Below are 23,564 nucleotides of genomic sequence, written 5' to 3' on the forward strand. Positions count from 1 at the left end.
CTCTCGTGTGGACCCATCGTGGCGGCTTAGTCAAAGGAATGCCTCGCTTTGGTAAAGAAAGGGTAAGGACGTCTGTCCGGTTCGCGCGGGTTGCGCCTCATTCATCCGACGTATGCGCCGACCCGGGCCTCATCCGTTCGGACGAGGGAGGAATCCGGGGTGTGCACGGCGCCCCGGTGCGGGACAGTGGTCCCGACCGGGCCCGCCGCGGGGTCCGCCGCACCGGGAGGGACACCCATGCGCATTCCTGCACTGCGTTCACGCCTGGCCGCCGAGGCCCTGGGCACGTTCTGGCTGGTCTTCGGGGGCTGCGGGAGCGCGGTCTTCGCGGCGAAGTTTTTGGCCCCCAACGTCGTCGCCGGCCAGAGCGTGCAGCTCGGCATCGGGTTCCTCGGCGTGGCGCTGGCCTTCGGGCTCACCGTGACGACGATGGCGTATGCCGTGGGGCACGTCTCCGGCGCGCACTTCAACCCCGCGGTCACGCTGGGCGTCGCGGTCGCGCGGCGGTTCCCCTGGCGGGACGTGCCGGCATACGTCGTCGCCCAGCTGGTCGGCGGCCTGCTCGCCGGCCTCGCCCTGTGGGGCGTCGCCCGGGGCGTCCGCGGCTTCGACCCGACCGGGCACCTGGCGGCCAACGGCTACGGCGACCACTCCCCCGGCGGCTACACGCTGGTGGCGGTCCTGTGCGCGGAGGCGATCCTGACGGCGTTCTTCCTCTACGTGATCCTCGGCGTGACCGACGAGCGGGCGCCCGTCGGCTTCGCACCCCTGGCGATCGGGCTGGCCCTCACGCTGATCCACCTCATCTCGATCCCGATCAGCAACACGTCGGTCAACCCGGCGCGGTCGACCGCCGTGGCGTTCTTCAACGGCGACGGGGCGCCCGCCCAGCTGTGGGCGTTCTGGGTGGCGCCGCTGCTCGGGGCCGCCATCGCGGGCGCCACGTACCACCTCGTCACGGGCATCGACCGGCGTGACGAGGACATCACCGGCGTCGTCGACCCCGAGGACCTCACGCCGGTCGCCTGAGGCGCCCGCGACCCGGGCTCCGGGTTCCCCGGGGCGGGTGACTCCGGTAGGATTTGTCTTGACATCAAGATAATCGGCACGACCCAGCGAACGACCACACAGCGAGGAGCGTCCACGCGCACCATGGCCACGATCATCTACACCCTCACCGACGAGGCGCCGATGCTGGCGACCTACTCGTTCCTCCCCGTCATCGAGGCCTTCGCCGGCACCGCCGGGGTCGACGTCGAGACCCGTGACATCTCCCTCGCCGGGCGCATCATCGCCGCCTTCGACGACAAGCTGCCGCAGGAGCAGCGCATCGGGGACGCCCTGGCCGAGCTCGGCCAGCTCGCCACCACCCCCGAGGCGAACATCATCAAGCTCCCCAACATCTCGGCCTCCGTGCCGCAGCTCAAGGCCGCGATCGCCGAGCTGCAGGCGCAGGGGTACGACCTCCCGGCATACCCCGACGAGCCGAGGACCGACGACGAGAAGGACGCCCGGGCGCGCTACGACAGCGTCAAGGGCAGCGCCGTGAACCCCGTCCTGCGCGAGGGCAACTCGGACCGCCGAGCTCCGGAGTCGGTCAAGAACTACGCGCGCAAGCACCCGCACTCGATGGGTGCCTGGTCGCCGGACTCGAAGACCAACGTCGCCACCATGGGGCAGGACGACTTCCGCTCCAACGAGCAGTCGGTCGTCATGCCGGCCGCCGACACGCTCACCATCCGGCTCGTCACCGACGGCGGCACGACGGTCCTCAAGGACGGCCTGAAGGTGCTGGAGGGCGAGGTCGTCGACGCGACCGTCATGCGCGCCGCGGCGCTCGACGCGTTCCTGCGCGACCAGGTCGCCCGGGCCAAGGCCGAGGGCGTGCTGTTCTCCGTCCACCTCAAGGCCACGATGATGAAGGTCTCCGACCCGATCGTCTTCGGCCACGTGGTGCGCGCCTTCTTCGCCGACGTGTATGCCGAGCACGGCGACGCCCTGCTCGCGGCTGGCCTCGACGGAAGCGCCGGCCTCGGCGCGGTCCTCGCGGGGCTCGACGCCCTGCCCAACGGCGCCGAGATCAAGGCCGCCTTCGACCGCGCCCTCGCCGACGGCCCGGAGCTCGCGATGGTCAACTCCGACAAGGGGATCACCAACCTGCACGTGCCGAGCGACGTCATCGTCGACGCCTCGATGCCGGCGATGATCCGCACCTCCGGCCACATGTGGGGTGCCGACGGTCAGGAGCACGACACGCTCGCCGTCATCCCCGACTCGTCCTACGCCGGCGTCTACCAGGCCGTGATCGAGGACTGCCGGGCCAACGGCGCCTTCGACCCGACCACCATGGGCTCGGTGCCCAACGTCGGGCTCATGGCCCAGAAGGCCGAGGAGTACGGCAGCCACGACAAGACGTTCGAGATCGCCGAGGCGGGCCGCGTCGAGGTCGTCAACGCCGGGGGCGACGTGCTCATGTCGCACGACGTGCAGCCGGGCGACATCTGGCGCGCGTGCCAGACCAAGGACGCCCCGATCCGCGACTGGGTCAAGCTCGCCGTGACGCGTGCCCGCGCCTCGCAGACGCCGGCGGTGTTCTGGCTGGACGAGACCCGCGCGCACGACGCCAACCTCATCGCCAAGGTGAGGGCGTACCTGCCCGAGCACGACACCGAGGGCCTGGACATCTCGATCCTGTCCCCGGTCGAGGCGGCGACCCTGTCCGTGCAGCGGATCCGCAAGGGCGAGGACACCATCTCGGTGACCGGCAACGTGCTGCGCGACTACAACACCGACCTCTTCCCGATCCTCGAGCTCGGCACCTCGGCCAAGATGCTCTCCGTCGTCCCGCTGATGAACGGCGGTGGCCTCTTCGAGACCGGCGCCGGCGGCTCGGCCCCCAAGCACGTGCAGCAGCTCGTGGCCGAGGACTACCTGCGCTGGGACAGCCTCGGTGAGTTCCTCGCGCTGGCCGAGTCCTTCCGCCACGAGGCCACCACGACCGGCAACGCCCGGGCGCAGGTGCTCGCCGACACCCTCGACCGCGCGACCGGCACCCTGCTCGAGGAGAACAAGTCGCCGGCCCGCAAGGTCGGCCAGATCGACAACCGCGGCAGCCACTTCTACCTCGCGCTCTACTGGGCGCAGGAGCTGGCGAGGCAGACCGAGGACGCCGCCCTGGCCGAGGCGTTCGCCGCGGTCGCCGAGGCCCTGACCTCGAACGAGCAGAAGATCAACGAGGAGCTGCTCGCCGTGCAGGGCCACCCGGCCGACATCGGCGGCTACTACCGGCCCGACCCGGAGAAGGCGTCCGCCGTGATGCGCCCGTCCGCGACGTTCAACGCGGTGCTCGCCGAGCTGCGCTGACTGCAGGCGGGGACGACCCGCCGCACCTCGCACCGACCTCGGGGGTGCAGGAGTGACGAACCCGTCACCCTGCACCCCCGAGTCGTGTCGCGGGGCGCGTGTCAGGGGGCGGCGGCTCCGCGGCGGCGCTCCTGCTCCACGAGGTCGTCGAGGTCGGCCAGCCGGTGCCGCTGCTGCAGCGGCCGCGCCATCCGCAGGTTGCCCTCGAGCCGGTCGGCGGTCCGGTCGAGGAACGCCCAGTACCCGGCCGTGAACGGGCAGGCGTGCTCCCCGACGCGGACCTTCGGGTCGTAGCGGCAGCCGCCGCAGTAGTCGGACATGCGGTTCACGTAGGCCCCGCCGGAGACGTAGGGCTTGGTCGCCATCGCGCCGCCGTCGGCGTGCTGGCTCATGCCCACGACGTTGGCCGGCATGACCCAGTCGTACCCGTCGACGAACCGCGTCTGGAACCACTCGGTCAGGGCGGCGGGGTCGTAGCCCCTCTGCGCCGCCCAGTTCCCCAGCACCATCAGCCGCGGGATGTGGTGCACCCAGCCGCGGTCGCGCACGCCCTCGAGGACGTCCCGCAGGCAGGCCGCCTCGACCGCGTCGGCGTCGAGCTCGTCGAACCAGGCCGGCAGGGACCGGCGTGCGGCGAGCGCGTTGCGCCGGCGATAGGTCGGGCCGAAGTGCCAGTAGAGCTGCCAGACGTACTCGCGCCAGCCGACCACCTGGCGCACGAAGCCCTCCACCGAGGCCAGCGGTGCGCTGCCGTCGTGGTACGCGGCGACCGCACGCTCGGCCACCTCGACCGGGTCGAGCAGGCCGAGGTTCATCGGGACCGACAGCAGGCTGTGCGCCATCGCCCAGTCGCCCCCGAGGATCGCGTCCTCGTGCGGCCCGAAGGCGGCCAGCCGCTCGGTGACGAACCGCTCGAGGGCGGCCAGCGCCTCCCTGCGGGTCACGGCGAACAGCCGCGGTCCGTCGCGGCCGACCGTCCGCAGTCCCTCGTCGCGCTCCCACCGGTCGAGGTCGTCGCGGACCTGCGCGTCGACGTCGTCCTCGCGAGGCTTGTACGGCGCCGGAACGTCCAGCCGCTCGGCCCCCTTCGGCGGCGGCTCGCGGTTCTCCGAGTCGTAGGACCACGACCCGCCCACCGGGCCGTCGCCCTCGAGCAGCAGCCCGAGTCGGCGGCGCTGGAACCGGTAGAAGTCCTCCATCCGCAGCTGGCGCCGGCCGTCGGCCCAGGACCGGAACTCGGTGCGCGGCAACGAGAAACCAGGCGTCGGGTCCACCCCTTCGACCGTGCCGGCCTCCACCTGGCGCTGCACGAACCGCTCCGCCGACCGCGACGTCGGCTCGTAGACGCGCACGGGCTCCCCCACCTCGGCGAGCGCCTCGGCATACGTCCTCGTGCGCAGGAGCACCGCGGAGTCGCCGAGCTCGGCGGCACGGTGGCGCAGCGCCGACAGGACGAGGTGCAGCTTCTGCCGGTGGTAGGTGCGGCGCCCGAAGGCGGCGCGACTCTCGACGAGCAGCACCCCGTCACGGCCGACGTCGAAGTGCGGGCCGAGCTGGTCCGCGAACAGCCAGCGCCGCGTCATCGTGCAGTCCCGCCCCTCGTCGTCCTCACCCGGCCAGTCTCGGCGACGGGCGCCGACCCGGCACGTCCGCGCGCGAGGCCCTAGCGTGGGAGCGGTGGACCTCCCCGACCCGACCGACCTGCTGAGCGGCACGCACACCGGCACGGCCGAGGTGCCGGTGGACCGGCTGTGGCGGGTCGTGACCTCGGTCGGCGGCGACACCGGGTGGTTCACCCCTGAGGTCGTGTGGGCCGCCCGCTGCGGCGTCGACCGGCTGCTCGGCGGACCCGGCCGGCGTCGCACCCGCCCCGACCGCCCACCGCGCGCCGGCGACCTGCTCGACTTCTGGCGGGTCGAGGACGTCGTGGCCACGGGCCCGCACCGGCGCCTCGTCCTGAGCCCGCTGACGAAGCTGCCCGGCACGATGCAGCTGCACCTCGAGGTGGACCGCGAGGCGGCCTCGCGCAGCCGGCTCACGGTGCGGCACGTGTTCACGCCGTCCGGGCCGGCCGGGCTCGCCTACGGCCTGACCACCGCCGCGGGCGACCAGGCGCTGTACGCGTGGATGCGCACGGCGATGCTGCGCGCCGCCGAGGCGGCCGCCACGCGCTGACGACCGCGCCGCGCGGCCCGTCCGGTCCCGGGCGCCCGGCTCCCGGCGCCGGCGTGCCCGTCCCGCCCGGTGTCGTCAGCCGCGCGTCTGGACCCGGCACCCGAGCGCGGTGAGGATCGGCGTCCAGGTGCGCCGGAGCGGCCCGCCCGAGGCAGCCAGCTCCGCGACCCCGTCGGCCGCCTCCCCCAGCGCCGAGAGCCCGGCCAGGGCGTCGACCAGCCCGTCGCCACCACCGCCGGACATGCCGCCCGCCAGCCCCGGCACCGGCATGCCGACGGCCTTGAGCTGCTCGACCTGGCGCGTCGTGAAGTTGGGCGACCAGTTGAGCCCCTGCCGCTGGAGCGCGAGACGCCGGCCGGCGTGGGTGAGGTGCATCAGCCCGAACCGGCTGAACCGCGCCGACACCTCGGTCGCCGGGGCGTCGAGCAGCACGCGGTCCTTGTGGTCGACGAGGCGCATCCGCCCCTCGGCGACGGTGAGGATGGCCGGGTGCAGCACGAGGTAGTTGCGGTACCTCGGCCGGACGTAGAACCCCTGCGTGACGACACGCTCCCCCACATCGCTCATGCGGCCAACCTAGGGGGCGACGTCGTCCGTCACCGCAGCGGGCCGCGCGCCCAGGTCGAGCTTGTAGCCCTCGTGCGAGCCGACGAAGCCGAGCCGCTCGTAGAACCGGTGGGCGTCGGTGCGCGTCTTGTTCGTCGTCAGCTGCACCATCCGGCACCCGCGCCGGCGGCTCTCCTGCGCGACCCACTCCATGAGCTGGCCGCCGAGACCGCTGCCCCGCCGGTCGGTCGCGACGCGCACGCCCTCGACCTGCGCGCGCCAGGCGCCGCCGTGCGAGATGCCCGGGATGAAGGTCAGCTGCAGCGTCCCCACCACGTCGCCGTCGTCGTCGAGGACGACGAGGAGCTGGTTGGGGTCGGCGTCGATCGCCGTGAGCCCGCGCCGGTATGCCGTGAGGTCGCCCTCGTCCTCGCGGGTCACCCCGAGCCGGTCGTCGGCCAGCAGGTGGACGATGGCGGCCAGGTCCGCCTCGTGGGCCCGGCGCACGAGGACCTCGCGGTCCCCGTCGCGCAGGGTGGCGAGGGGCTCGTCGCGAGCCGGCCGGCCGGCATACCCGTCCTGCCCGTCGCTGGGGACGTCACCGGTGGAGACGTCACCGGTGGAGACGTCGCCGGTCGGGGCATCGCCGGTGGAGGCGTCGCCGGTGAGGAACCAGACGCGGCCGTCGTGCGCGAGCGCACGGTCGAGCCTGACCCGCGAGCGCTCCATCATGGGGGGCAGCGAGTCCGGTGCGAACCAGCCCACCTCGAGCGACTCGTCGTCGTTGACCCGGGCCTCGCCGGAGACGTGCGTCGCGAGGAAGCAGAGGTCGAGGTACTGCGCGCGGTCACCGTTCGGGTACTCGATCGGCGGGAGGGTCCAGACGCCGGTGAGGGTGTCGACGGTCGCGACGACGCCGGTCTCCTCCTCGATCTCTCGGCGCAGCCCCTCGGCAGGCTGCTCGCCCGGCTCGAGGATGCCGCTGACCAGCGCCCACTGGCCGTTGTCGGCCCGCCGGACGAGCAGCACCTCGCCGCGGTCGTTGCGGACGACGGCACTGACACCGCTGAGCCACAGCAGGTCGGTGCCGACCCGTTCGCGCAGGGCCACGATGAACTCGGGGACGGGCATGGACCGACCCTAGCCACCCGGCATCCGCCGGACCCGGTCGGCCACTGCGCACCCCCGCAGGAGGCGGCAACCACCCGGTCGGCGCGCACGGCCATCCTGCTAGCGTCGGCCGCAGACACCCCACCAGCGACGCGAAGGGTCCCCACCGTGAGCACTACCCCCGTCAAGGTCGCCGTCACCGGCGCGGCCGGCCAGATCGGCTACAGCCTCCTGTTCCGCATCGCGAGCGGCTCGCTCTTCGGACCGGACACCCCGGTCGAGCTGCGCCTGCTCGAGATCACCCCGGCGCTCAAGGCGCTCGAGGGTGTCGTCATGGAGCTCGACGACTGCGCGTTCCCGACCCTGGCCAAGGTCGAGATCGGCGACGACGCCGAGAAGATCTTCGACGGCGTCAACCACGCCCTGCTCGTCGGCGCCCGCCCCCGCGGCCCGGGCATGGAGCGCGGTGACCTGCTCGAGGCGAACGGCGGCATCTTCGCCCCGCAGGGCAAGGCCCTCAACAAGGTCGCGGCCGACGACATCCACGTCACCGTCACCGGCAACCCGGCCAACACCAACGCACTCATCGCCATGAGCAACGCCCCCGACATCCCCCGCGAGCGCTTCTCCGCGCTGACCCGCCTGGACCACAACCGTGCGATCTCCCAGCTCGCGGCCAAGCTGCAGGTGCCGGTCACCGAGATCCGCAAGATGACGATCTGGGGCAACCACTCCGCCACCCAGTACCCCGACCTGTTCCACGCCGAGGTCGGCGGCCGCAACGCCGCCGAGGCCGTGGGCGACCAGGACTGGCTGGAGAACACCTTCATCCCGACCGTCGCCAAGCGCGGCGCCGCGATCATCGAGGCCCGGGGCGCGTCGTCCGCGGCGTCGGCCGCCTCCGCCACCGTCGACCACGCCCGCGACTGGGCGCTCGGCACCCCCGAGGGCGACTGGGTGTCGATGTCGGTCTGCTCCGACGGCTCCTACGGCGTCCCGGAGGGCCTGATCTCCTCCTTCCCCGTGACCGTCAAGGACGGCCAGTGGGAGATCGTCCAGGGCCTGGAGATCGACGACTTCTCCCGCGCGCGGATCGACGCCTCGACGGCCGAGCTGGCCGACGAGCGCGAGGCCGTCAAGGGTCTCGGCCTCATCTGACGCACCAGGGGGCTGTCGGCCCCCGACCGCAAAACGGCGGTTGCTCGGCATACCGCGGGTTGTTGTCCCGCGGGAAGCCGAGCAACCGCCGTTGTGCGTGGGAGCCGTGGTGCGACGGGCGTATGCCGTGGGGTCAGCCGCGGGGGCGCAGGTCGAGCACGTGGGTGATGACGGCGAGGCCGAGGGCCAGCAGGACCAGCGTCGCCACGTCGACGAACCGCGACCGGACCGCCAGCCCTCCCCCGCGGCCGGCGGGCAGCACCAGCCGCAGCACTGCGGCGAGGCCGACACCGGCGGCCATGACGTAGCCGGCCAGCCGGACCTCACCCCGGGTGAACGCGTACAGCCCGAGCAGCAGGACCGGGGTGGCGACCCACCACCAGCCGAGCTTGGGCGGCGTCACGTGCGGACCGGGTCAGCCCGCAGCGGCGGCACCGCGGCCGCCGGCGGCTGCCTGGCGCTCTGCGGCGGCGACGATGTTGGACAGCAGCATGGCGCGGGTCATCGGGCCGACACCGCCGGGGTTGGGGCTGACCCAGCCGGCGACCTCGGCCACGTCGGGGGCGACGTCACCGGCGACGACCGACCGGCCGTCCTCGGCCTCGATCCGGCTGACACCGACGTCGAGCACGGCGGCGCCGGGCTTGACCATGTCGGCCGTGACCAGACCGGGCACACCGGCCGCCGCGACGACGATGTCGGCCTGGCGCACCTCGGCCGCGAGGTCGCGGGTCCCGGTGTGGCAGAGCACGACGGTCGCGTTCTCGGAGCGGCGGGTCAGCATGAGGCCGAGCGGGCGCCCGACGGTGATGCCGCGGCCGACCACGGCGATCCGCGCCCCGGCGATCGGCACGTCGAACCGGCGCAGCAGCTCGATGCACCCCGCGGGAGTGCAGGGCAGCGGCGCGGCCTTGCCGAGCACCAGCCAGCCGAGGTTGGTCGGGTGCAGGCCGTCGACGTCCTTGACCGGGTCGACCCGCGACAGCAGCGCGAACTCGTCGAGCCCGGTGGGCTGCTGCACGAGGAACCCGGTGCACTCGGGGTCGGCGTTGAGCTCGTCGATGACGGCCTCGACCTCGGCCTGCGGCGTCCCGGCCGGGAGGTCGCGGCGGATCGAGGTGATGCCGATCTCGGCGCAGTCCTTGTGCTTGGCGCCGACGTACCAGCGGCTGCCCGGGTCGTCGCCCACGAGGACGGTGCCCAGACCGGGCACGACCCCCTGCTCACGCAGGGCCGCGACGCGGACCTTGAGCTCGTCCTTGATGGTCGCGAGGACCGCCTTGCCGTCGAGGATGCCTGCCGTCACGGACGCCCATCCTGCCACGGCGCCGGGCCGCCACCGGAGCCGCCCACGCGGGCGGGCTGCACGGCATACGGGAGGCTCCTCAGTCCCGGGACGGCACGGCGTCCGCGAGCGCGGCCAGCGCCGCCGGGAAGCACCCGGCCGGCGGCGTCACCAGACCGGCCCCGACCTGCCCCGTCCCGGCGACGCGTCCGGCCATGCCGGTGTTGATCTGCGGCAGGATGCCGGTCCGCGCGACGGCCACCACGTCGATGCCGGTGGGCGTGCCGCGGAACTCCAGGATGGGCACCTGGTACGCCGGGTGCTCGCCGACGGTGATCTCGTACATCGTGCGCGTGGCCCGCAGCGCCATCGGGACGTCGCCGCCGACGAACCGCACGATCGCCGGGGCGGCCGCCATGGCGAAGCCGCCGATGCCCGCGGTCTCCGTGATGGCCGAGTCGCCGATGTCGGGGTTCGCGTCGTCGGGGCCGTAGTCGCCCAGGAAGAGGCCGTCGGGGGTGTTGGCCGGCCCGGTGAACCAGCGGTCGCCCGTGCCTGCGGTCCGGATGCCGAAGTCGGTGCCGTTGCGCGCCATCGTGGTGACGACCGTCGAGCCGGGGATGCCCTCCGCGGCCAGCGTCGAGAGCTTGCAGGCGGGCATGCCGAGGTTGAGGAAGAAGTGCTCGTTGGCGCCGGAGAACCGCACGGCCTCGGCGATGTCCGCGGAGCTGCCGTCGGCCGTGATGAGCGTCGGCAGCAGCTCGCGCAGCAGCATCAGGCTCCCCGCGCGGTTGCGGTTGTGCCCCTCGTCGCCCATCTGCAGCATCTGGGCGAGGATCGCCCTGATGTCGACCGGGCCCCGCGCCCGCACGGCCTGCCGGAGCAGCGGCCCGAGGACGGCGTTCATCCAGTGCAGCCGGTCGATCACCTCGGGGCCGTACGCGCCGTACCGCAGCACCTTCCCGAGCCCCTCGTTGAGCGAGCACCACGAGGTGTGGTCGTGCACCTCGTCGCGCAGCTCGTAGACCCACATCGACGGTGAGACCACCCCCGCCATCGGCCCCACCGCGTCGCGGTGGTGGCACGGCTCGAGGTCGTATGCCGCGGCCGCCAGCTGGCGCTCCGCCTCCTCCGCGGTGTCGGCCAGTCCCTCGAACAGGACGGCTCCGACGAGGGCACCCCGCAGCGGGCCCGAGGCCCGCTCCCACTCGATCGGCGGTCCGGCGTGCAGGAAGGTCCCCCGCTCGAGGCCGAGCGCCTCGCGGGCCGGGCGGACGTCGACGAGGTCGGCACCCGCGGCGGTCATCCGCTCGAAGGCCAGGGCGTTGGCCTCCGCCCGGCGGCGGTCGGCGAGCACGGTGGCGAGGTGGCCTTCCGTCCCCTCCATCGGCGGCTGCCACTCGGCCTCGGTGACCGGGACGGCCTGGTCGCGCAGGGCGTCGGCGAACAGCCCCACGCCGGCGGTCGCGACCACCGGGTCCTCCGAGAGCAGGCCGTGCAGCGGTGAGGTCACCGTTCCTCCTCGCGGGCGAGCAGCTCGACCGCGTGCCGGGCAGCGGCGGCGTTCGAGAGGTGGACGTGGGCGCCGGCGGCGGTGAGCTGCCGGGCGCAGGCGGACAGGTCCTGCGGGTCGCCGGGCGTACCCGTCAGCGAGACGACGACGGGCAGCTCGCGGCCGGCGTCCGCGGCGGTGGCCCGGGCCGCGGTGACGGCCGCGGCCAGCTCGGGGGCCGGGTCCGGGTGGGCGCCGTGGCCGAGGACCAGGTCGAGCAGGAGCACCCCGCAGGTCGGGTCGGCGGCCTCGGCCGCGATGCGCTCGAGCCGGAGCGTCGGGTCGATCATCGGGTGGGCCCGGCCCCTGGTGAGCCTGTCGTCACCGAAGTCGATGACGACGTGGGCGTCGGCGCGCAGGTCCGTGCCGAGGGCCAGCTCGGGCGACAGCGGGGTGTTGGAGCGGATCGGGCCGAGCGCCTCGCCCGCGACGAGCATCGCCTCGTCCGCGAGGGTCCCCCCGCAGAAGAGTCCCCGCAGGTAGGTCCCGGGTGCGGTGGCGGTGTCGTGGCCGCCCTCCGCGGGGTCGGGAGCCAGCGCCCAGGTCGGAGAGCCGAGATCGCGCTCCGGCGCCTCGTCCAGCCCGTCCAGGAGGAGCGACTCGCCCTCCTGCCGGGCGGCCGTGCCGTCCGGGTCGCGGCGCGGGTGCCACTGCGGCGGCCAGCCCTCGCCCAGCGACCCGCCTGCCGCCGCCACGACCTCCTCGACCGCGGCCGTCAGGTCGGGACGGCCGGGCCCGAGCGTCGCCCAGTGGACCGGCACGGCCAGCCCCGCGGCATGTGCCTCGAGGTCGGCGAGCACCTCGGGCGCCGGCGGCTTCGAGACGACCACGATCCGCTCGGTGCCCTCGTCGGCAGCGAGTGCGGCGAGCGCCTGGCGGGTCGACCGCCCGGCGACGGCGGCGGACAGGTCGCGCCCGCCGACGCCGAGGCAGTGGCTGACGCCGAGACCCGCCGCGTCGAGCAGGGCCATGACCTGCTGGGCGCCGGTACCGGACGCCGCGACGATGCCGACCGGGCCGCGGTCGACGACGTTCGCGAAGCCGAGGGCGACGCCACCCACGACCGCGGTGCCGCAGTCCGGGCCCATGACGAGCACGTCCCGCTCGGCGGCGAGGTCCTTGAGCTGGACCTCGTCCTCGACCGGGACGTTGTCGGAGAACACCATGACCGAGACGCCGTGCTCGATCGCGTCGAGGGCCTCGACCACGGCGTACGGGCCGGGCACCGAGACGAGGGCGAGCGTCGCTCCGCCGGCGTCCACGGCCCGGCCCAGCGTCCGGGGTGCAGGCGCGTCGCCGAACCCTCCCGCCTGCTGCGACGCCGTGCGCAGCCCGTCCAGGGCGGCCGCGGCCGTCGCGAGCGCGGCCTGGACGGCTGCATCGTCCTCGCCCCGGACGGCCAGCAGCAGGTCGTTGGGACGGGCGTCCGCCGGCACCTCGAACCCCATGCCGCGGAGCACGTCGACGTTGAGGTCGGTCGCCATCGCCACCTGCGCGGCCGTGACACCGGGACTCGTCGCGACCTGACGCGAGACCTGCATGAGGCTCACGGAGTCGTGGTACGCCCCGCGCCTCACCTCCACGTGCTCGGTCACGACGCCTCCCTGAGGGACGGGGCGCCCGCCGCGGGCGCGCAGGCCTCCAGCGCGCCGGCCTCGAGCGCGCAGGCCTCGAGCGCGCCGGCCTCGAGCGCGCAGGCCTCGAGCGCGCCGACGAGTCCGGCGAGCAGGTCCCTTCCCGAGGAGTGGCCCACCGCGGCCACCGCACCGGCGGCCCCGACGGCGGCTGCGGAGTCCCCGCGCGCGAGGGCGGAGGCGAGCCGCACGACCTGCGGCACGGCATACCCGTCGGCGGCCTCGGTGAGCAGCGCGGCCGAGAGCGTGGTCGTGCAACCGAGCCTGCCGCGCACCGCGGCCCAGAGCCGCGCCACGGCATCCAGGTGGCCTGCGAGCCGCAGGCCGAGCAGCACGCCGCACAGCACGTCGTCACCACCCGGCGTCAGCCCCTGCCCCGCACCCACCAGCGCGCCCACCGCCGGCGCGGGGTCGACTCCGTCGAGCATGAGCCCGGCCAGGTCGGCGGCCGCCAGCCGCCACGTCTCGCTGCCGCGGTCGAAGCCCGCCGGCACGCGGACGGGTCCGGGGGCGGGCGCCACCCCTTGCGGCTGCCAGGTGCGCACCGCCACGACGACGGCCCCGGGCAGCCGGACCCGGCCCGCGCCGACGTCCACGGTGTCGCCGGGCCCGACGCCCCAGCCGGACGGCGGCAGGCAGCCGCCGAGGACCAGGGCGGTCGGGGGCCGTAGGCCGTCGGGCGTGACGACCGGGAGCAGGGACCCGTCGACGTCGAGGTAGAGCGCGGCGGGGAACGCCGCCAGCACGGTCGCCGGCCGGGTGGGCTGGTCGAGCACCTGCGACGACCGGCACGACGCAGCCGCCGGCCAGGCCGTCGCGGGCAGGGACACCGACCGACCTCCGAGGGTTTCGCGGACAGGTCCTGCGACCGTATCCAGTGCGATTACAGTCACCTCATGGTGAATGTTGCCAACGATCGCGACCTGCGTGACGTGGAGTTGCCATCCGCGACGGCAGCCACCTCCCCCGCCGTCCGCGAGCTCGTCGCCGGCCTGTCGCTCGAGCGCCTGCTCTCCCTGCCGTCCCTCGCCGGTGCGCGGGTGGCCACCACCGTCGCCGACACCGGGGCGGTCCTCACCCGGGCCAGCCGGCTCGGCGGTCCGGACGCACCGCTGCCGGGCTGTGCGGGCCACCTGGTCGTCGTGCCTGCGGACGTCCTGGCCCAGCACGAGGCGCAGGACCACGACGTCGTCGCCACCCTGGCGGCCGCCGGGGCAGCTGCTCTCCTCGTGACCGGGTCCGCGACGGCCTCCACCGCCGCGGCTGATGAGCTCGAGGCGACACGCGAGCGGGCGGCACTGCACGGCATACCGATGCTGGTCCTCGACGCGGGGGAACCGGACGCGGTCGTCACGGAGGTCCTCGGCGCCCTGCTCGACCAGCAGACGGCGATCCTCGCGCGCGTCGACGAGGCGCACCGGATCCTCGTCGACGTCGTGCTCGCCGGCGGGGGGCTGGAGGACCTGTGCGAGCGGCTGGCCGGCTTCCTGGGCGGCGCCGCGATGGTGACGAGCACCGACGGGCGGGTGCTGGCCGAGGCGGGGTCCGAGCAGGCGCTTGCAGCCGCGCACGCCCTCGACTGCTTCGACCGCACCGGCCGGCTCGTGACCGAGCGCGAGGCCGTGGGCATCCGCCCGCCCGGCACGCCGTCGTCCGGCCGGGCCCTGGTGCGGATCGTCGCCGGCGGCGTGGGCCACGGCCTGCTCGCCGCGTTCGTGCCGGACCGCAGCCTCACCGCCGACGACGTCCACCTGCTCGAGCGGGCGGCGACCGTGGCCGCCCTGGCCATCACCAAGGAGCAGGCGGTGTCGGCCGTCGAGGGCAAGTACCGCGCCGAGTTCCTGCGCGACGCGCTCGCCGGCCGCGCCGGTGCGCCGGCCGAGGCGCTGCTGCACGCGGCCGCACTCGGCTGGGACATCGACCGCCCGCTGGTCGTCGTCGTCGCCGAGACCGACGAGGACGACGAGCACACGAGCCGCACCAGCGAGGAGGTCACCGACCTGCAGCAGCGGTTCTCCCGGGCGTGGAGCCGCGCCATGGCCGTGCGCGACCCGCGGGCGCCGGTGATGGGCTTCAGCCAAGAGGTCGTGGCGCTGTTCGCAGTGGCGGCCGATGCGGACACCGACACGGTGATGCGGTCGGTCGGTGAGGTCGTCCGGGTGGTGCGCGGCGACGGCGGCGGTGGCCGACGGACGTTCTCCACCGGCGTCTCCCGCCCGGTGGAGTCGCCTGCGGACCTGCCGCGGGCCTACGAGGAGGCGCTCAGCGCGGTCAGCGTCGGGCGGCAGCTCAACGGGGACGGCTCAGTCGCGCACTTCGACCAGCTCGGCATCTTCCGGCTGCTCGCCCTCGTGCCCGACAGCGCCGACCTGCGCCGGTTCGTCGAGGAGGCGCTGGGGCCGCTCGCGAACGACGACGTGCCCGAGCACGCCGACCTGCGCACCACCCTCAGCATCCTCATCGACACCAACATGAACGTCGCCGAGACCGCCCGGCTGCTGTTCTTCCACTACAACACGCTGCGCTACCGCATCGCCAAGCTCGAGCGGATGCTCGGCCCCTTCACGACCGACCCGCAGCTGCGGCTCAAGCTCGCGCTGGCCCTGAAGGTGCACCAGATGCGCGGCATCTGACTCCGCCGGACGACCTCCCCCTCCGATGGCAACAATTGCCCAACGCAGGTGCTGTCCCGGCCGCTAGGTTGCCGCCTAACCTGCAGGGACCGTATGCCGCGTGCCTGCCGGCACGCGGTCCGCGAGAAGGAGTCCGGATGAGCTTGGGCCTGGGTTGGAAGCTGCACGGCGACGGCAACCTCGCCGGACCGGACGACGTCGTCGCCCCCGACGAGCGCCTCGGCTGGGGCAAGACCGTCGGCCTCGGCGCCCAGCACGTCGTCGCCATGTTCGGCGCGACCTTCGTCTTCCCGATCGTCATGGGCCTCAACCCCCAGCTGGCGATCATGATGAGCGGCATCGCGACGATCGTGTTCCTGCTCATCGTCTCCGGCCGGGTGCCGAGCTACCTGGGCACGTCGGCGTCGTTCGTCGGTGGTGTCGCGGCCATACGTGCCCAGGGCGGCGACTCCAAGGAGGTCACCGGGGCGATCCTCGTCGCGGGCGTCGTCCTCGCGATCGTGGGCCTGCTGATCCACTTCCTCGGCTCGGGGCTGCTCCACAAGGTCCTGCCGCCGTCGGTGACCGGTGCGGTCGTCATGCTCATCGGCTTCAACCTCGCCCCGGTCGTCGCCGGCATCTACTGGCCGCAGGACCAGTGGGTCGCGTTGGCGGTCATGGTGTTCACCATCGTGTGCGCCGTGGCGTTCCGCGGCTTCATCGGTCGCATCGCGGTCTTCCTCGCGCTCATCTTCGGCACGGTCCTGTCGTGGGTGCTGGACAGGACGGCTGGCCAGATCAACAGCGTCCTCGGCGGCGCCACCAAGGCCACCGACCACTTCCGCACGAACTTCGGCGCCGTCAAGGAGGCCGCCTGGTTCGGCTTCCCGTCTCAGACCACCATCGCCGCGGACGGCAAGGAGGTCGTCGGCTGGCACACGCCGTCCTTCTCCGTCACAGCGATCCTGCTCGTCCTGCCCGCGGTCATCGCCCTCATCGCCGAGAACACCGGCCACGTCAAGGCCGTCGCCGAGATGACCGGCCACGACCTCGACCCCTACATGGGTCGTGCGATCGCGGCCGACGGCATCGCCACCGTCCTCGCGACGTCGGTCGGCGGCTCACCGACGACGACCTACGCCGAGAACATCGGTGTCATGGCGGCCACCCGGGTCTACTCCACCGCCGCGTACTACGTCGCCGCGGTCGTCGCGATCGTCTTCGGCCTGTCGCCCAAGTTCGGCGCGCTCGTGGCCTCCGTCCCCGGCGGCGTCCTCGGCGGGATCACGGTGGTGCTCTACGGGATGATCGGCCTTCTCGGCGCCAAGATCTGGAAGGAGAACGGCGTCGACTTCGGCAATCCGATCAACCTCGTGCCGCTCGCCGCGGGCATCATCATGGGCATCGGCAACGTCGCGCTGAAGTTCTCCGACAACTTCTCCCTCAGCGGCATCGCCCTGGGCACCATCGTCGCCGTCGGCGGCTACCACCTCGCCAAGGCCGTGGCCCCGCGCGAGCTGCGCGACCGCGCCAACCGGCCCGGCGGTGCGGCCATCGTCCTGGGCCGCGACACGTACGGCGAGAGCGACGTCGACGACCTCTACCAGGACACCCACGCGGGCCACGTCGGCGCGCACCGCGCGGGTACGACGGGCACCACGGGCTCGGCGGGCACGCCCGGCTCGGCAGGCATGCCCGGCACCCACACCGGGGCGGCCGGCACCGACGCCACCGGCGCGGGCCGCACCCCGCACTCCGGGTCGCTCCCGGGACAGGCCGGAGACGGGAACCCCTGACCTGTCTGCCGGGTGGGCCCCCGACCGCGTCGGGGGCCCACGCCCCCTCCCCCGCAGGCCCGAGCAGGCAGGAGCTCTCCCCGTGAAGCCAGCACCGTTCGTGCACCACGCGCCACGCACCGTGGACGAGGCCACGAGCGTGCTCGCCGACGTGGGCCACGACGGCAAGGTCCTCGCCGGCGGGCAGAGCCTCGTGCCGATGCTCAACATGCGCCTGGCCACACCGGCCCACCTCGTCGACCTCGACCGCGTCACCGGACTCGACGGGGTCGAGGTCACCGCGGACCACGTCCGGGTGGGCGCGCTCGTCCGGCACGCGGACCTCGAGCGGCACGAGCAGGCGTATGCCGCGTCACCGCTGCTGCGGCAGGCCCTGCGCCACGTGGCCCACCCCGTCATCCGCAACCGGGGCACCACCGTCGGATCGATCGCGCACGCCGACGCGGCGGGCGAGATGCCGTCGGTGCTGGCCCTGTGCGACGGCGTCGTCGAGGTGGCCAGTGCCTCCGGGACGCGCGAGATCCCTTGGCACGACTTCTTCCTCGGCCCACTTGAGACCTCGCTCGCGCCCGAGGAGCTCGCAGTCGCCGTCCGGTTCGGGTGCCTTCCCCAGGGGACGGGGACGACCTTCGTCGAGCGCGCCCGCCGGCACGGTGACTACGCGCTCGCCGGCGTGGGGGCAGCGGTGACGGTGGTCGACGGGGCCGTCGACCGGGCGCGGCTCACGTTCGTGTCGGTGACCGACGTGCCGGTCGTCCTCGACGTGACCGAGCCGTTCGCGGGGGCCGAGCCCTCCGCGGTCGACTGGTCCGGCGCGACCGACCTCGTCGCCGCTGCGGTCACCCCGGAGGGCGACATCCACGCATCCGCCGAGTACCGCCGCATGCTGGCGGTCGAGCTCTCCCGCATCGCGCTGGCCGAGGCGGCACGCTCCGCCGCTCCGGGGGCCGGGAGAGGTGCGGCATGAGCGGCGACCCCGTCGTCGAGGAGCTGCTCGACGTCACCGTGACCGTCAACGGCGTCCCGCGCCACGCGCGCGTCCCCGCCCGGCGGCTGCTGTCGGACTTCCTGCGCCACGACCTCGGCCTCACCGGCACCCACGTGGGCTGCGAGCACGGGGTGTGCGGCGCCTGCACCGTCCTGCTCGACGGCCGGCCCGCGAGGGCGTGCCTCGTCTTCGCGGTCACCGCCCAGGCGCACACCGTGACGACCGTGGAGGGGCTGGGCACCCGCGAGGCGATGGGGCCTGTCCAGCGCGCGTTCGCCGAGTGCCACGGCCTGCAGTGCGGGTTCTGCACCCCGGGGTTCCTCACGACCATCACGGCATACCTCGAGGAGAACCCGCACCCGACGCAGGACGAGGCGCGCGAGGCGATCTCGGGCAACCTGTGCCGCTGCACCGGGTACCAGAACATCGTGAAGTCCGTCCTGCGCGCCGCCGAGCTGCGCGAGGCCGCCGGTGACGGGACCGGGGCCGGCTCGTGACGACCAGCATGTTCGGGGCGCCCGTCCAGCGGCGCGAGGACCCGCGGCTGCTCACCGGTGGCGGCCGCTACCTCGACGACCTCGGCCACGACGCCCTGGCCGCCGCGCTCGTCCGCAGCCCGCACGCGCACGCCCGCATCCGCGACATCGACGTCACCGACGCGCTCGAGGTCGACGGGCTCGTCGGCATCTGGACCCACGAGGACCTGCCCGGACGGGTCGGCGAGCCCCTGCCGCTGCTCATCCCCCACCCGACGCTCACCCACGGCCGCACCCAGTACGCCCTGGCCCGCGACGAGGTGAACCACGTCGGCGAGCCGGTCGTCCTCGTCGTCGCACGTGACCGCTACGTCGCCGAGGACGCCTGCCAGCGCATCCGCGTCGACTACGAGCTGCTCACTCCCGTCGTTGGGATCGAGAACGCCCGTGCCGCAACGCATCTCGTCCACGACGACGTCCCCGACAACGTCTCGGCGCACATGCTGCAGGAGGTCGGCGACGTCGAGTCCGCCATGGCGTCGGCGCCGCACACGCTCGAGCTCGAGCTGTCGATCGAGCGCAGCGCGAGCATGCCGCTGGAGGGCCGGGGCGTCTACGCGCGCTGGGACGACGAGCGCGAGGAGCTGCGGATCTACTCCTCCACGCAGACCTCGACGGGCGTGCGGGCCGCGGTCGCCGCCAAGCTCGACCTGCCCCTGGCCAAGGTCGAGTGCATCGCCCCCGACGTCGGCGGCGGGTTCGGCGTCAAGATCAACCACCCGTGGCCCGAGGAGGTCCTGGTCCCTTGGGCCGCAAGGCTTCTCGGGCGTCCGGTGAAGTGGACCGAGGACCGGCGCGAGCACTTCGTCTCGAGCGCGCACGAGCGCGGCCAGCTCCACCGGGTGCGGGTCGGGTTCGACGACGACGGCCGGCTGCTGGCCCTCGACGTGAGGTTCTGGCACGACAACGGCGCCTACACGCCCTACGGCATCATCGTCCCGATCATCACCTCGACCCAGCTGCTGGGTCCGTACAAGCCGGGCACCTACCGGGTCGAGTTCTGGTCGCTCTACACCAACACGGTCCTCGTCACGCCGTACCGCGGCGCGGGCCGACCCCAGGGCTGCTTCGCCATGGAGCGCACCATGGACGCCATCGCCGACGACCTCGGCCTGGACCGCACCGAGGTCCGCCGTCGCAACTTCATCCAGTCCGACGAGATGCCGTGGGACCACGGTCTGCTCTTCCAGGACGGCCGGCCGCTGCGCTACGACAGCGGCGACTTCCCGGCAACGCTCGCCATGCTCGAGCGGCTCGTCGGCTGGGACGACTTCGCGGCCTACCGGGAGCAGGCGCGCGCCGAGGGGCGCAGGGTCGGGCTCGGCATCGGCTGCTACGTCGAGGGCACGGGCGTCGGCCCCTACGAGGGCGGCCACATCCAGGTCGAGACCAGCGGCCGCGTCAACGTCTCGACCGGCCTCACCTCGCAGGGTCAGGGGCACGAGACCGTGTTCGCCCAGGTGGTGGCCAGCGAGCTCGGCGTGCGGCTCGAGGACGTCCACGTCACGACCGGCGACACCAGGCGCATGCCGTATGCCGTGGGCACGTTCGCCTCGCGCGCCGCGGTCATGAGCGGCAACGCGATCGCGCTCGCGGCCCGCCAGGTCCGGGCCAAGGCGCTGCGGATCGCGGCCGACGCGCTCGAGGTCAGCCCCGACGACCTCGAGATCGTCGACGGCGACGTCCGGGTCAAGGGGGCACCCGACACGCACATGGGCCTCGGCACGGTCTCGGTGATGTCGAACCCGCTGCGCTACGCGTTCGACGAGGCGGCCAAGGCGGCCACGCAGTTCGCCGGCAGCAACGACCCCGACCGGCCCCCCGTCGCCGACGACGAGGAGCCCGGCCTGGAGGGCAAGGACTTCTACTCCCCCACGCAGGCGACGTTCGCCAACGGCATGCACGCCGCCGTCGTCGAGACCGACCCGGTCACCGCCGAGGTCCGCATCCTGCGCTACTGCGTCGTCCACGACTGCGGGCCGATGATCAACCCGATGGTCGTCGAGGGCCAGGTCCACGGCGGGGTCGCGCAGGGCGTCGGCGGCGCACTCTACGAGCGGATGGTCTACGACGAGGGCGGCCAGCTGCTCAACGCCAGCTTCATGGACTTCCTCATGCCGTACGCGTCCGAGGTGCCGTTCATCGAGACCGACCACCTCGAGACGCCCTCGCCGCTGAACCCGTTGGGCATCAAGGGAGCCGGCGAGGCGGGCTGCATCCCGGTGTCGGCCGTCATCGCCTCGGCGATCGAGGACGCCGAGGGCTTCCCGATCCGCTCGATGCCGATCTCGCCGGTCGAGCTGTGGGAGCTGCGCCGGCGGCACGAACGCGGCGAGTGGCCCTCCCTGCGGCACGTCCACGGCACACCAGACACCGCCACCCGACCCGAGGAGCAGCGATGAGGATCTCCGGCACCGCCGAGCTCAAGGCGGACCCGCAGCAGGTGTTCGACGCCTTCCACGACCCCGCCGTCCTCGCCCGCTGCCTGCCCGGCTGCGAGTCGCTCACCGAGATCGGTCCGTACCGGTACGCCATGACGGTCACGGCCGGGGTCGCGGCGGTCAAGGGGACCTACGACGGCACGGTCGCGCTGCACGACCCGAACCCGCCGGAGGGCTTCACCCTCAAGGCGAGCGGCGCCGGCAGCCCGGGCACCGTCGACGCGGACGTCGTCGTGCGGCTGGCCGCGGCCGACGGGGGCGGCACCGCCCTCGCGTACGACGCGGACGCCACCGTCGGCGGCATGCTCGGCGGCGTCGGGCAGCGGATGCTCACCGGCGTCACGCGCAAGATGGCCGGCCAGTTCTTCACCGCCGTCGACGACGACATCGCGGGCGTGCGGCCCGTGCCGATCGAGCAGCCCGTCCTGACCCGCCACCCCGGTGCGCCCGCCGGCGCGCCCGTGTATGCCGGGCGGCGGGCCGTGCCTGCCGCCGAGGCCGGGATGGGCGCCGGGGGCCGCGGCAACCGCGACTTCGGCTGGGGCGTGCTCACGGGCGGGGTGGTCGCGCTGGCCGGGGTTATCGTGGGATGGGCGATCGGAGGACGCTGATGCGCGCATTCACCACGGCCGCGATCCAGGTCGCGCCGGTTCCCGGGCCGCTGTCGCCCGAGACCGTGCGCAAGAACCTCGACAAGTGCGTCGACTTCGTGCGCCGTTGCGTCGACGCGACCGGCGCCGAGCTGGTCGTCCTGCCCGAGACCGCGACGACCGGGTTCACGCCGGACTGCTCCACCGAGGAGCTGTGGGACCTCGTCTCCGAGGTGCCGGGTCCGGTGACCGAGCCGGTGCAGCAGGTGGCACGCGACCTCGGCGTCCACGTCGTCCTCGGCACGTACGAGCGCGGTCCCGAGCGAGGCGTGGTCTACAACGCGGCCGTGCTCATCGGGCGCGACGGCGAGGTCGCGGGGGTCTACCGCAAGACGCACCCGTTCTGCACCGAGCACGTCGACGGCGGCGGCTGGGTCACCCCGGGCCACGACGTCACGGTGGTCGAGACCGACCTCGGGCGGATCGGCATGATCATCTGCTTCGACGGCGACTACCCCGAGCTGTCCCGGATCCAGGCGGTCCGCGGCGCCGAGGTGATGGTCCGGCCGTCGGCGCTGCTGCGCTCGGCCGACGTCTGGGAGCTCACGTCGCGGGCGCGCGCCTACGACAACCACGTCTTCGTCGTCGGGGCCAACGCCACCGGCACCGACCCGGCTGGGGTCCTCTACTTCGGCAACTCGCACATCGTGACGCCGGTCGGCCACATCGTCGCCAAGGCCGCCTCGCACGAGGGGTGGGTGAGCGCCCTGCTCGACCCCGACACGGCGCTGGCCTCGCTCACCCCGGGCTCGAACATCGGCCAGGGCTTCGACCACCTCCGTGACCGCAACCTCGAGCTGATCCGCCGGCACCGCGCCGAGCTCGAGGGCGAGGCCCGGACCTCCTTCCCCCACTAGCCGTTCGTGGCCCAGACGCCACGATCGGTCGTCCGATCCGGGCGCGAGCCGCCGTTCGTGGCCCAGAGGCCACGAACGGTCGTCCGACCGGGCGCGAGCCGCCGTTCGTGGCCCAGACGCCACGATCGGTCGTCCGGTCCGCCGCCGCGCGGTTAGGGTGCCCGTATGCGACGGCGACGGGGGGTGGTCGTCCTCCTGGGCGCGGTCCTCGTGCTCACGCTCGCGGGCGTGCTGGCGATCGAGCTGTGGCTGCCCGGCCGGCGCCCCGCGCTGCTGGCCGGCGAGACCTACGGCGTCGACGTCTCCGCCCACCAGGGCACCATCGACTGGCCGGCCGTCGCCGCGGACGGGGTGTCCGCGGCATACCTCAAGGCGACGGAGGGCGCGACGTTCCGCGACCCGGCGTTCGCGCGCAACTGGCAGCAGGCCCGCGCGGCGGGGCTCGAGGTCGGCGCGTACCACTTCTTCACGCTCTGCCGCGGCGGGGCCGAGCAGGCGGTGAACCTCCTCGGCGCCCTCGACGGCGTGGAAGGCCGCCGCGACACCCGCTCGCTGCCGGTCGTCGTCGACCTCGAGCTCAGCGGCAACTGCTCCGCCCGGCCGCCGCGCGCGACCGTCCAGCGCGAGCTCGACGCCTTCGTCGACGCGGTGGAGAAGGGCACGGGACGGCCGGTCCGCTACTACGTCCTCAACAGCTGGGACGCGAGGTACCCGCCGAACCGCGACCGCCCACGCTGGGTCCGCAGCATCGTCGTGCGGCCGCCCGGCGCGTGGGTCTGGTGGCAGGCGAGCAACCGCGCGCGGGTCGACGGGGTCGACGGACCGGTGGACCTCAACGTCGTCCGGCCCACCCGCTGACGC

The 23,564-nt window shown here is 73.7% G+C and carries 20 protein-coding genes; 12 read left to right on the top strand and 8 right to left on the bottom strand.

All coding sequences use genetic code 11. The features are described 5' to 3' along the window. The first annotated feature begins 237 nt into the window (after positions 1-237). Both aqpZ and J2X64_RS03865 read left to right on the top strand, forming a co-directional pair. On the top strand, positions 238-1,029 hold the full coding sequence (gene aqpZ, locus J2X64_RS03860) for an aquaporin Z (RefSeq protein WP_310149877.1): 792 nt from the start codon (positions 238-240) through the stop codon (positions 1,027-1,029). A gap of 123 nt (positions 1,030-1,152) precedes the next feature. Then, entirely contained in the window at positions 1,153-3,363 is a 2,211-nt protein-coding gene (locus J2X64_RS03865; protein ID WP_310149880.1) for an NADP-dependent isocitrate dehydrogenase, read from the top strand. Between the two features lie 101 nt (positions 3,364-3,464). Here J2X64_RS03865 and J2X64_RS03870 read toward each other — a convergent pair whose 3' ends face one another. Beyond that, positions 3,465-4,946 (bottom strand): cryptochrome/photolyase family protein, encoded by a 1,482-nt coding sequence (locus J2X64_RS03870; RefSeq protein ID WP_310149882.1) that lies wholly within the window; start codon positions 4,944-4,946, stop codon positions 3,465-3,467. Positions 4,947-5,040: 94 nt separating this feature from the next. Between J2X64_RS03870 and J2X64_RS03875 the strand changes: the two genes are divergently transcribed. Further along, complete coding sequence (locus tag J2X64_RS03875; protein ID WP_310149884.1) at positions 5,041-5,538, top strand: DUF2867 domain-containing protein; 498 nt, start codon at positions 5,041-5,043, stop codon at positions 5,536-5,538. Positions 5,539-5,613: 75 nt separating this feature from the next. Here the strand turns inward: J2X64_RS03875 and J2X64_RS03880 are convergent, their stop codons facing one another. Then, positions 5,614-6,105 carry a hypothetical protein gene (locus J2X64_RS03880; protein WP_310149887.1) on the bottom strand — a complete coding sequence of 164 codons (492 nt, stop codon included), beginning with the start codon at positions 6,103-6,105 and terminating at the stop codon, positions 5,614-5,616. Between the two features lie 9 nt (positions 6,106-6,114). Further along, positions 6,115-7,215 (bottom strand): GNAT family N-acetyltransferase, encoded by a 1,101-nt coding sequence (locus J2X64_RS03885; RefSeq protein ID WP_310149890.1) that lies wholly within the window; start codon positions 7,213-7,215, stop codon positions 6,115-6,117. A gap of 147 nt (positions 7,216-7,362) precedes the next feature. Between J2X64_RS03885 and J2X64_RS03890 the strand changes: the two genes are divergently transcribed. Beyond that, positions 7,363-8,352, top strand: coding sequence for a malate dehydrogenase (locus J2X64_RS03890; protein ID WP_310149893.1), 990 nt, complete (start codon positions 7,363-7,365; stop codon positions 8,350-8,352). A 133-nt stretch (positions 8,353-8,485) separates the two neighbouring features. On the opposite strand, the gene J2X64_RS03895 is transcribed toward J2X64_RS03890, so the two are convergent. The 5 genes from J2X64_RS03895 to J2X64_RS03915 all read right to left on the bottom strand — a co-directional run bounded on the left by J2X64_RS03895 (position 8,486) and on the right by J2X64_RS03915 (position 13,653). Continuing rightward, a complete protein-coding gene (locus J2X64_RS03895; RefSeq protein ID WP_310149896.1) occupies positions 8,486-8,755 on the bottom strand; it encodes a DUF3017 domain-containing protein in 270 nt (89 codons plus the stop codon). Positions 8,756-8,767: 12 nt separating this feature from the next. Next, positions 8,768-9,658, bottom strand: coding sequence for a bifunctional methylenetetrahydrofolate dehydrogenase/methenyltetrahydrofolate cyclohydrolase (locus J2X64_RS03900; protein ID WP_310149899.1), 891 nt, complete (start codon positions 9,656-9,658; stop codon positions 8,768-8,770). Between the two features lie 79 nt (positions 9,659-9,737). Continuing rightward, positions 9,738-11,150, bottom strand: coding sequence for a DUF1116 domain-containing protein (locus tag J2X64_RS03905; RefSeq protein ID WP_310149901.1), 1,413 nt, complete (start codon positions 11,148-11,150; stop codon positions 9,738-9,740). Then, positions 11,147-12,784: an FdrA family protein gene (locus J2X64_RS03910; protein ID WP_310149904.1), complete on the bottom strand. Its 1,638-nt coding sequence runs from the start codon at positions 12,782-12,784 to the stop codon at positions 11,147-11,149. Before J2X64_RS03910 ends, J2X64_RS03905 begins: the two co-directional genes overlap by 4 nt. Continuing rightward, a complete protein-coding gene (locus J2X64_RS03915) occupies positions 12,781-13,653 on the bottom strand; it encodes a DUF2877 domain-containing protein (protein ID WP_310149906.1) in 873 nt (290 codons plus the stop codon). The genes J2X64_RS03910 and J2X64_RS03915 overlap by 4 nt, the downstream gene beginning before the upstream one ends. A 66-nt stretch (positions 13,654-13,719) precedes the next feature. Between J2X64_RS03915 and J2X64_RS03920 the strand changes: the two genes are divergently transcribed. The 8 genes from J2X64_RS03920 to J2X64_RS03955 all read left to right on the top strand — a co-directional run bounded on the left by J2X64_RS03920 (position 13,720) and on the right by J2X64_RS03955 (position 23,561). Further along, a complete protein-coding gene (locus J2X64_RS03920) occupies positions 13,720-15,456 on the top strand; it encodes a helix-turn-helix domain-containing protein (protein ID WP_310149912.1) in 1,737 nt (578 codons plus the stop codon). A gap of 137 nt (positions 15,457-15,593) precedes the next feature. Next, complete coding sequence (locus J2X64_RS03925; protein ID WP_310149915.1) at positions 15,594-17,231, top strand: solute carrier family 23 protein; 1,638 nt, start codon at positions 15,594-15,596, stop codon at positions 17,229-17,231. An 82-nt stretch (positions 17,232-17,313) separates the two neighbouring features. Beyond that, positions 17,314-18,198: a xanthine dehydrogenase family protein subunit M gene (locus J2X64_RS03930; protein ID WP_310149918.1), complete on the top strand. Its 885-nt coding sequence runs from the start codon at positions 17,314-17,316 to the stop codon at positions 18,196-18,198. Beyond that, complete coding sequence (locus tag J2X64_RS03935; RefSeq protein WP_310149921.1) at positions 18,195-18,716, top strand: 2Fe-2S iron-sulfur cluster-binding protein; 522 nt, start codon at positions 18,195-18,197, stop codon at positions 18,714-18,716. Before J2X64_RS03930 ends, J2X64_RS03935 begins: the two co-directional genes overlap by 4 nt. After that, positions 18,713-21,157, top strand: coding sequence for an aerobic carbon-monoxide dehydrogenase large subunit (gene cutA, locus J2X64_RS03940; protein ID WP_310149923.1), 2,445 nt, complete (start codon positions 18,713-18,715; stop codon positions 21,155-21,157). Before J2X64_RS03935 ends, cutA begins: the two co-directional genes overlap by 4 nt. Further along, positions 21,154-21,807 (top strand): carbon monoxide dehydrogenase subunit G, encoded by a 654-nt coding sequence (locus J2X64_RS03945; RefSeq protein ID WP_310149926.1) that lies wholly within the window; start codon positions 21,154-21,156, stop codon positions 21,805-21,807. Before cutA ends, J2X64_RS03945 begins: the two co-directional genes overlap by 4 nt. Further along, positions 21,807-22,703, top strand: coding sequence for a carbon-nitrogen hydrolase family protein (locus tag J2X64_RS03950; protein WP_310149929.1), 897 nt, complete (start codon positions 21,807-21,809; stop codon positions 22,701-22,703). The genes J2X64_RS03945 and J2X64_RS03950 overlap by 1 nt, the downstream gene beginning before the upstream one ends. A 165-nt stretch (positions 22,704-22,868) precedes the next feature. Next, complete coding sequence (locus J2X64_RS03955; protein WP_310149932.1) at positions 22,869-23,561, top strand: GH25 family lysozyme; 693 nt, start codon at positions 22,869-22,871, stop codon at positions 23,559-23,561. Positions 23,562-23,564 lie beyond the last annotated feature (3 nt).

This window comes from Phycicoccus sp. 3266 (assembly GCF_031456495.1).
Classification (GTDB): Bacteria; Actinomycetota; Actinomycetes; order Actinomycetales; family Dermatophilaceae; genus Pedococcus.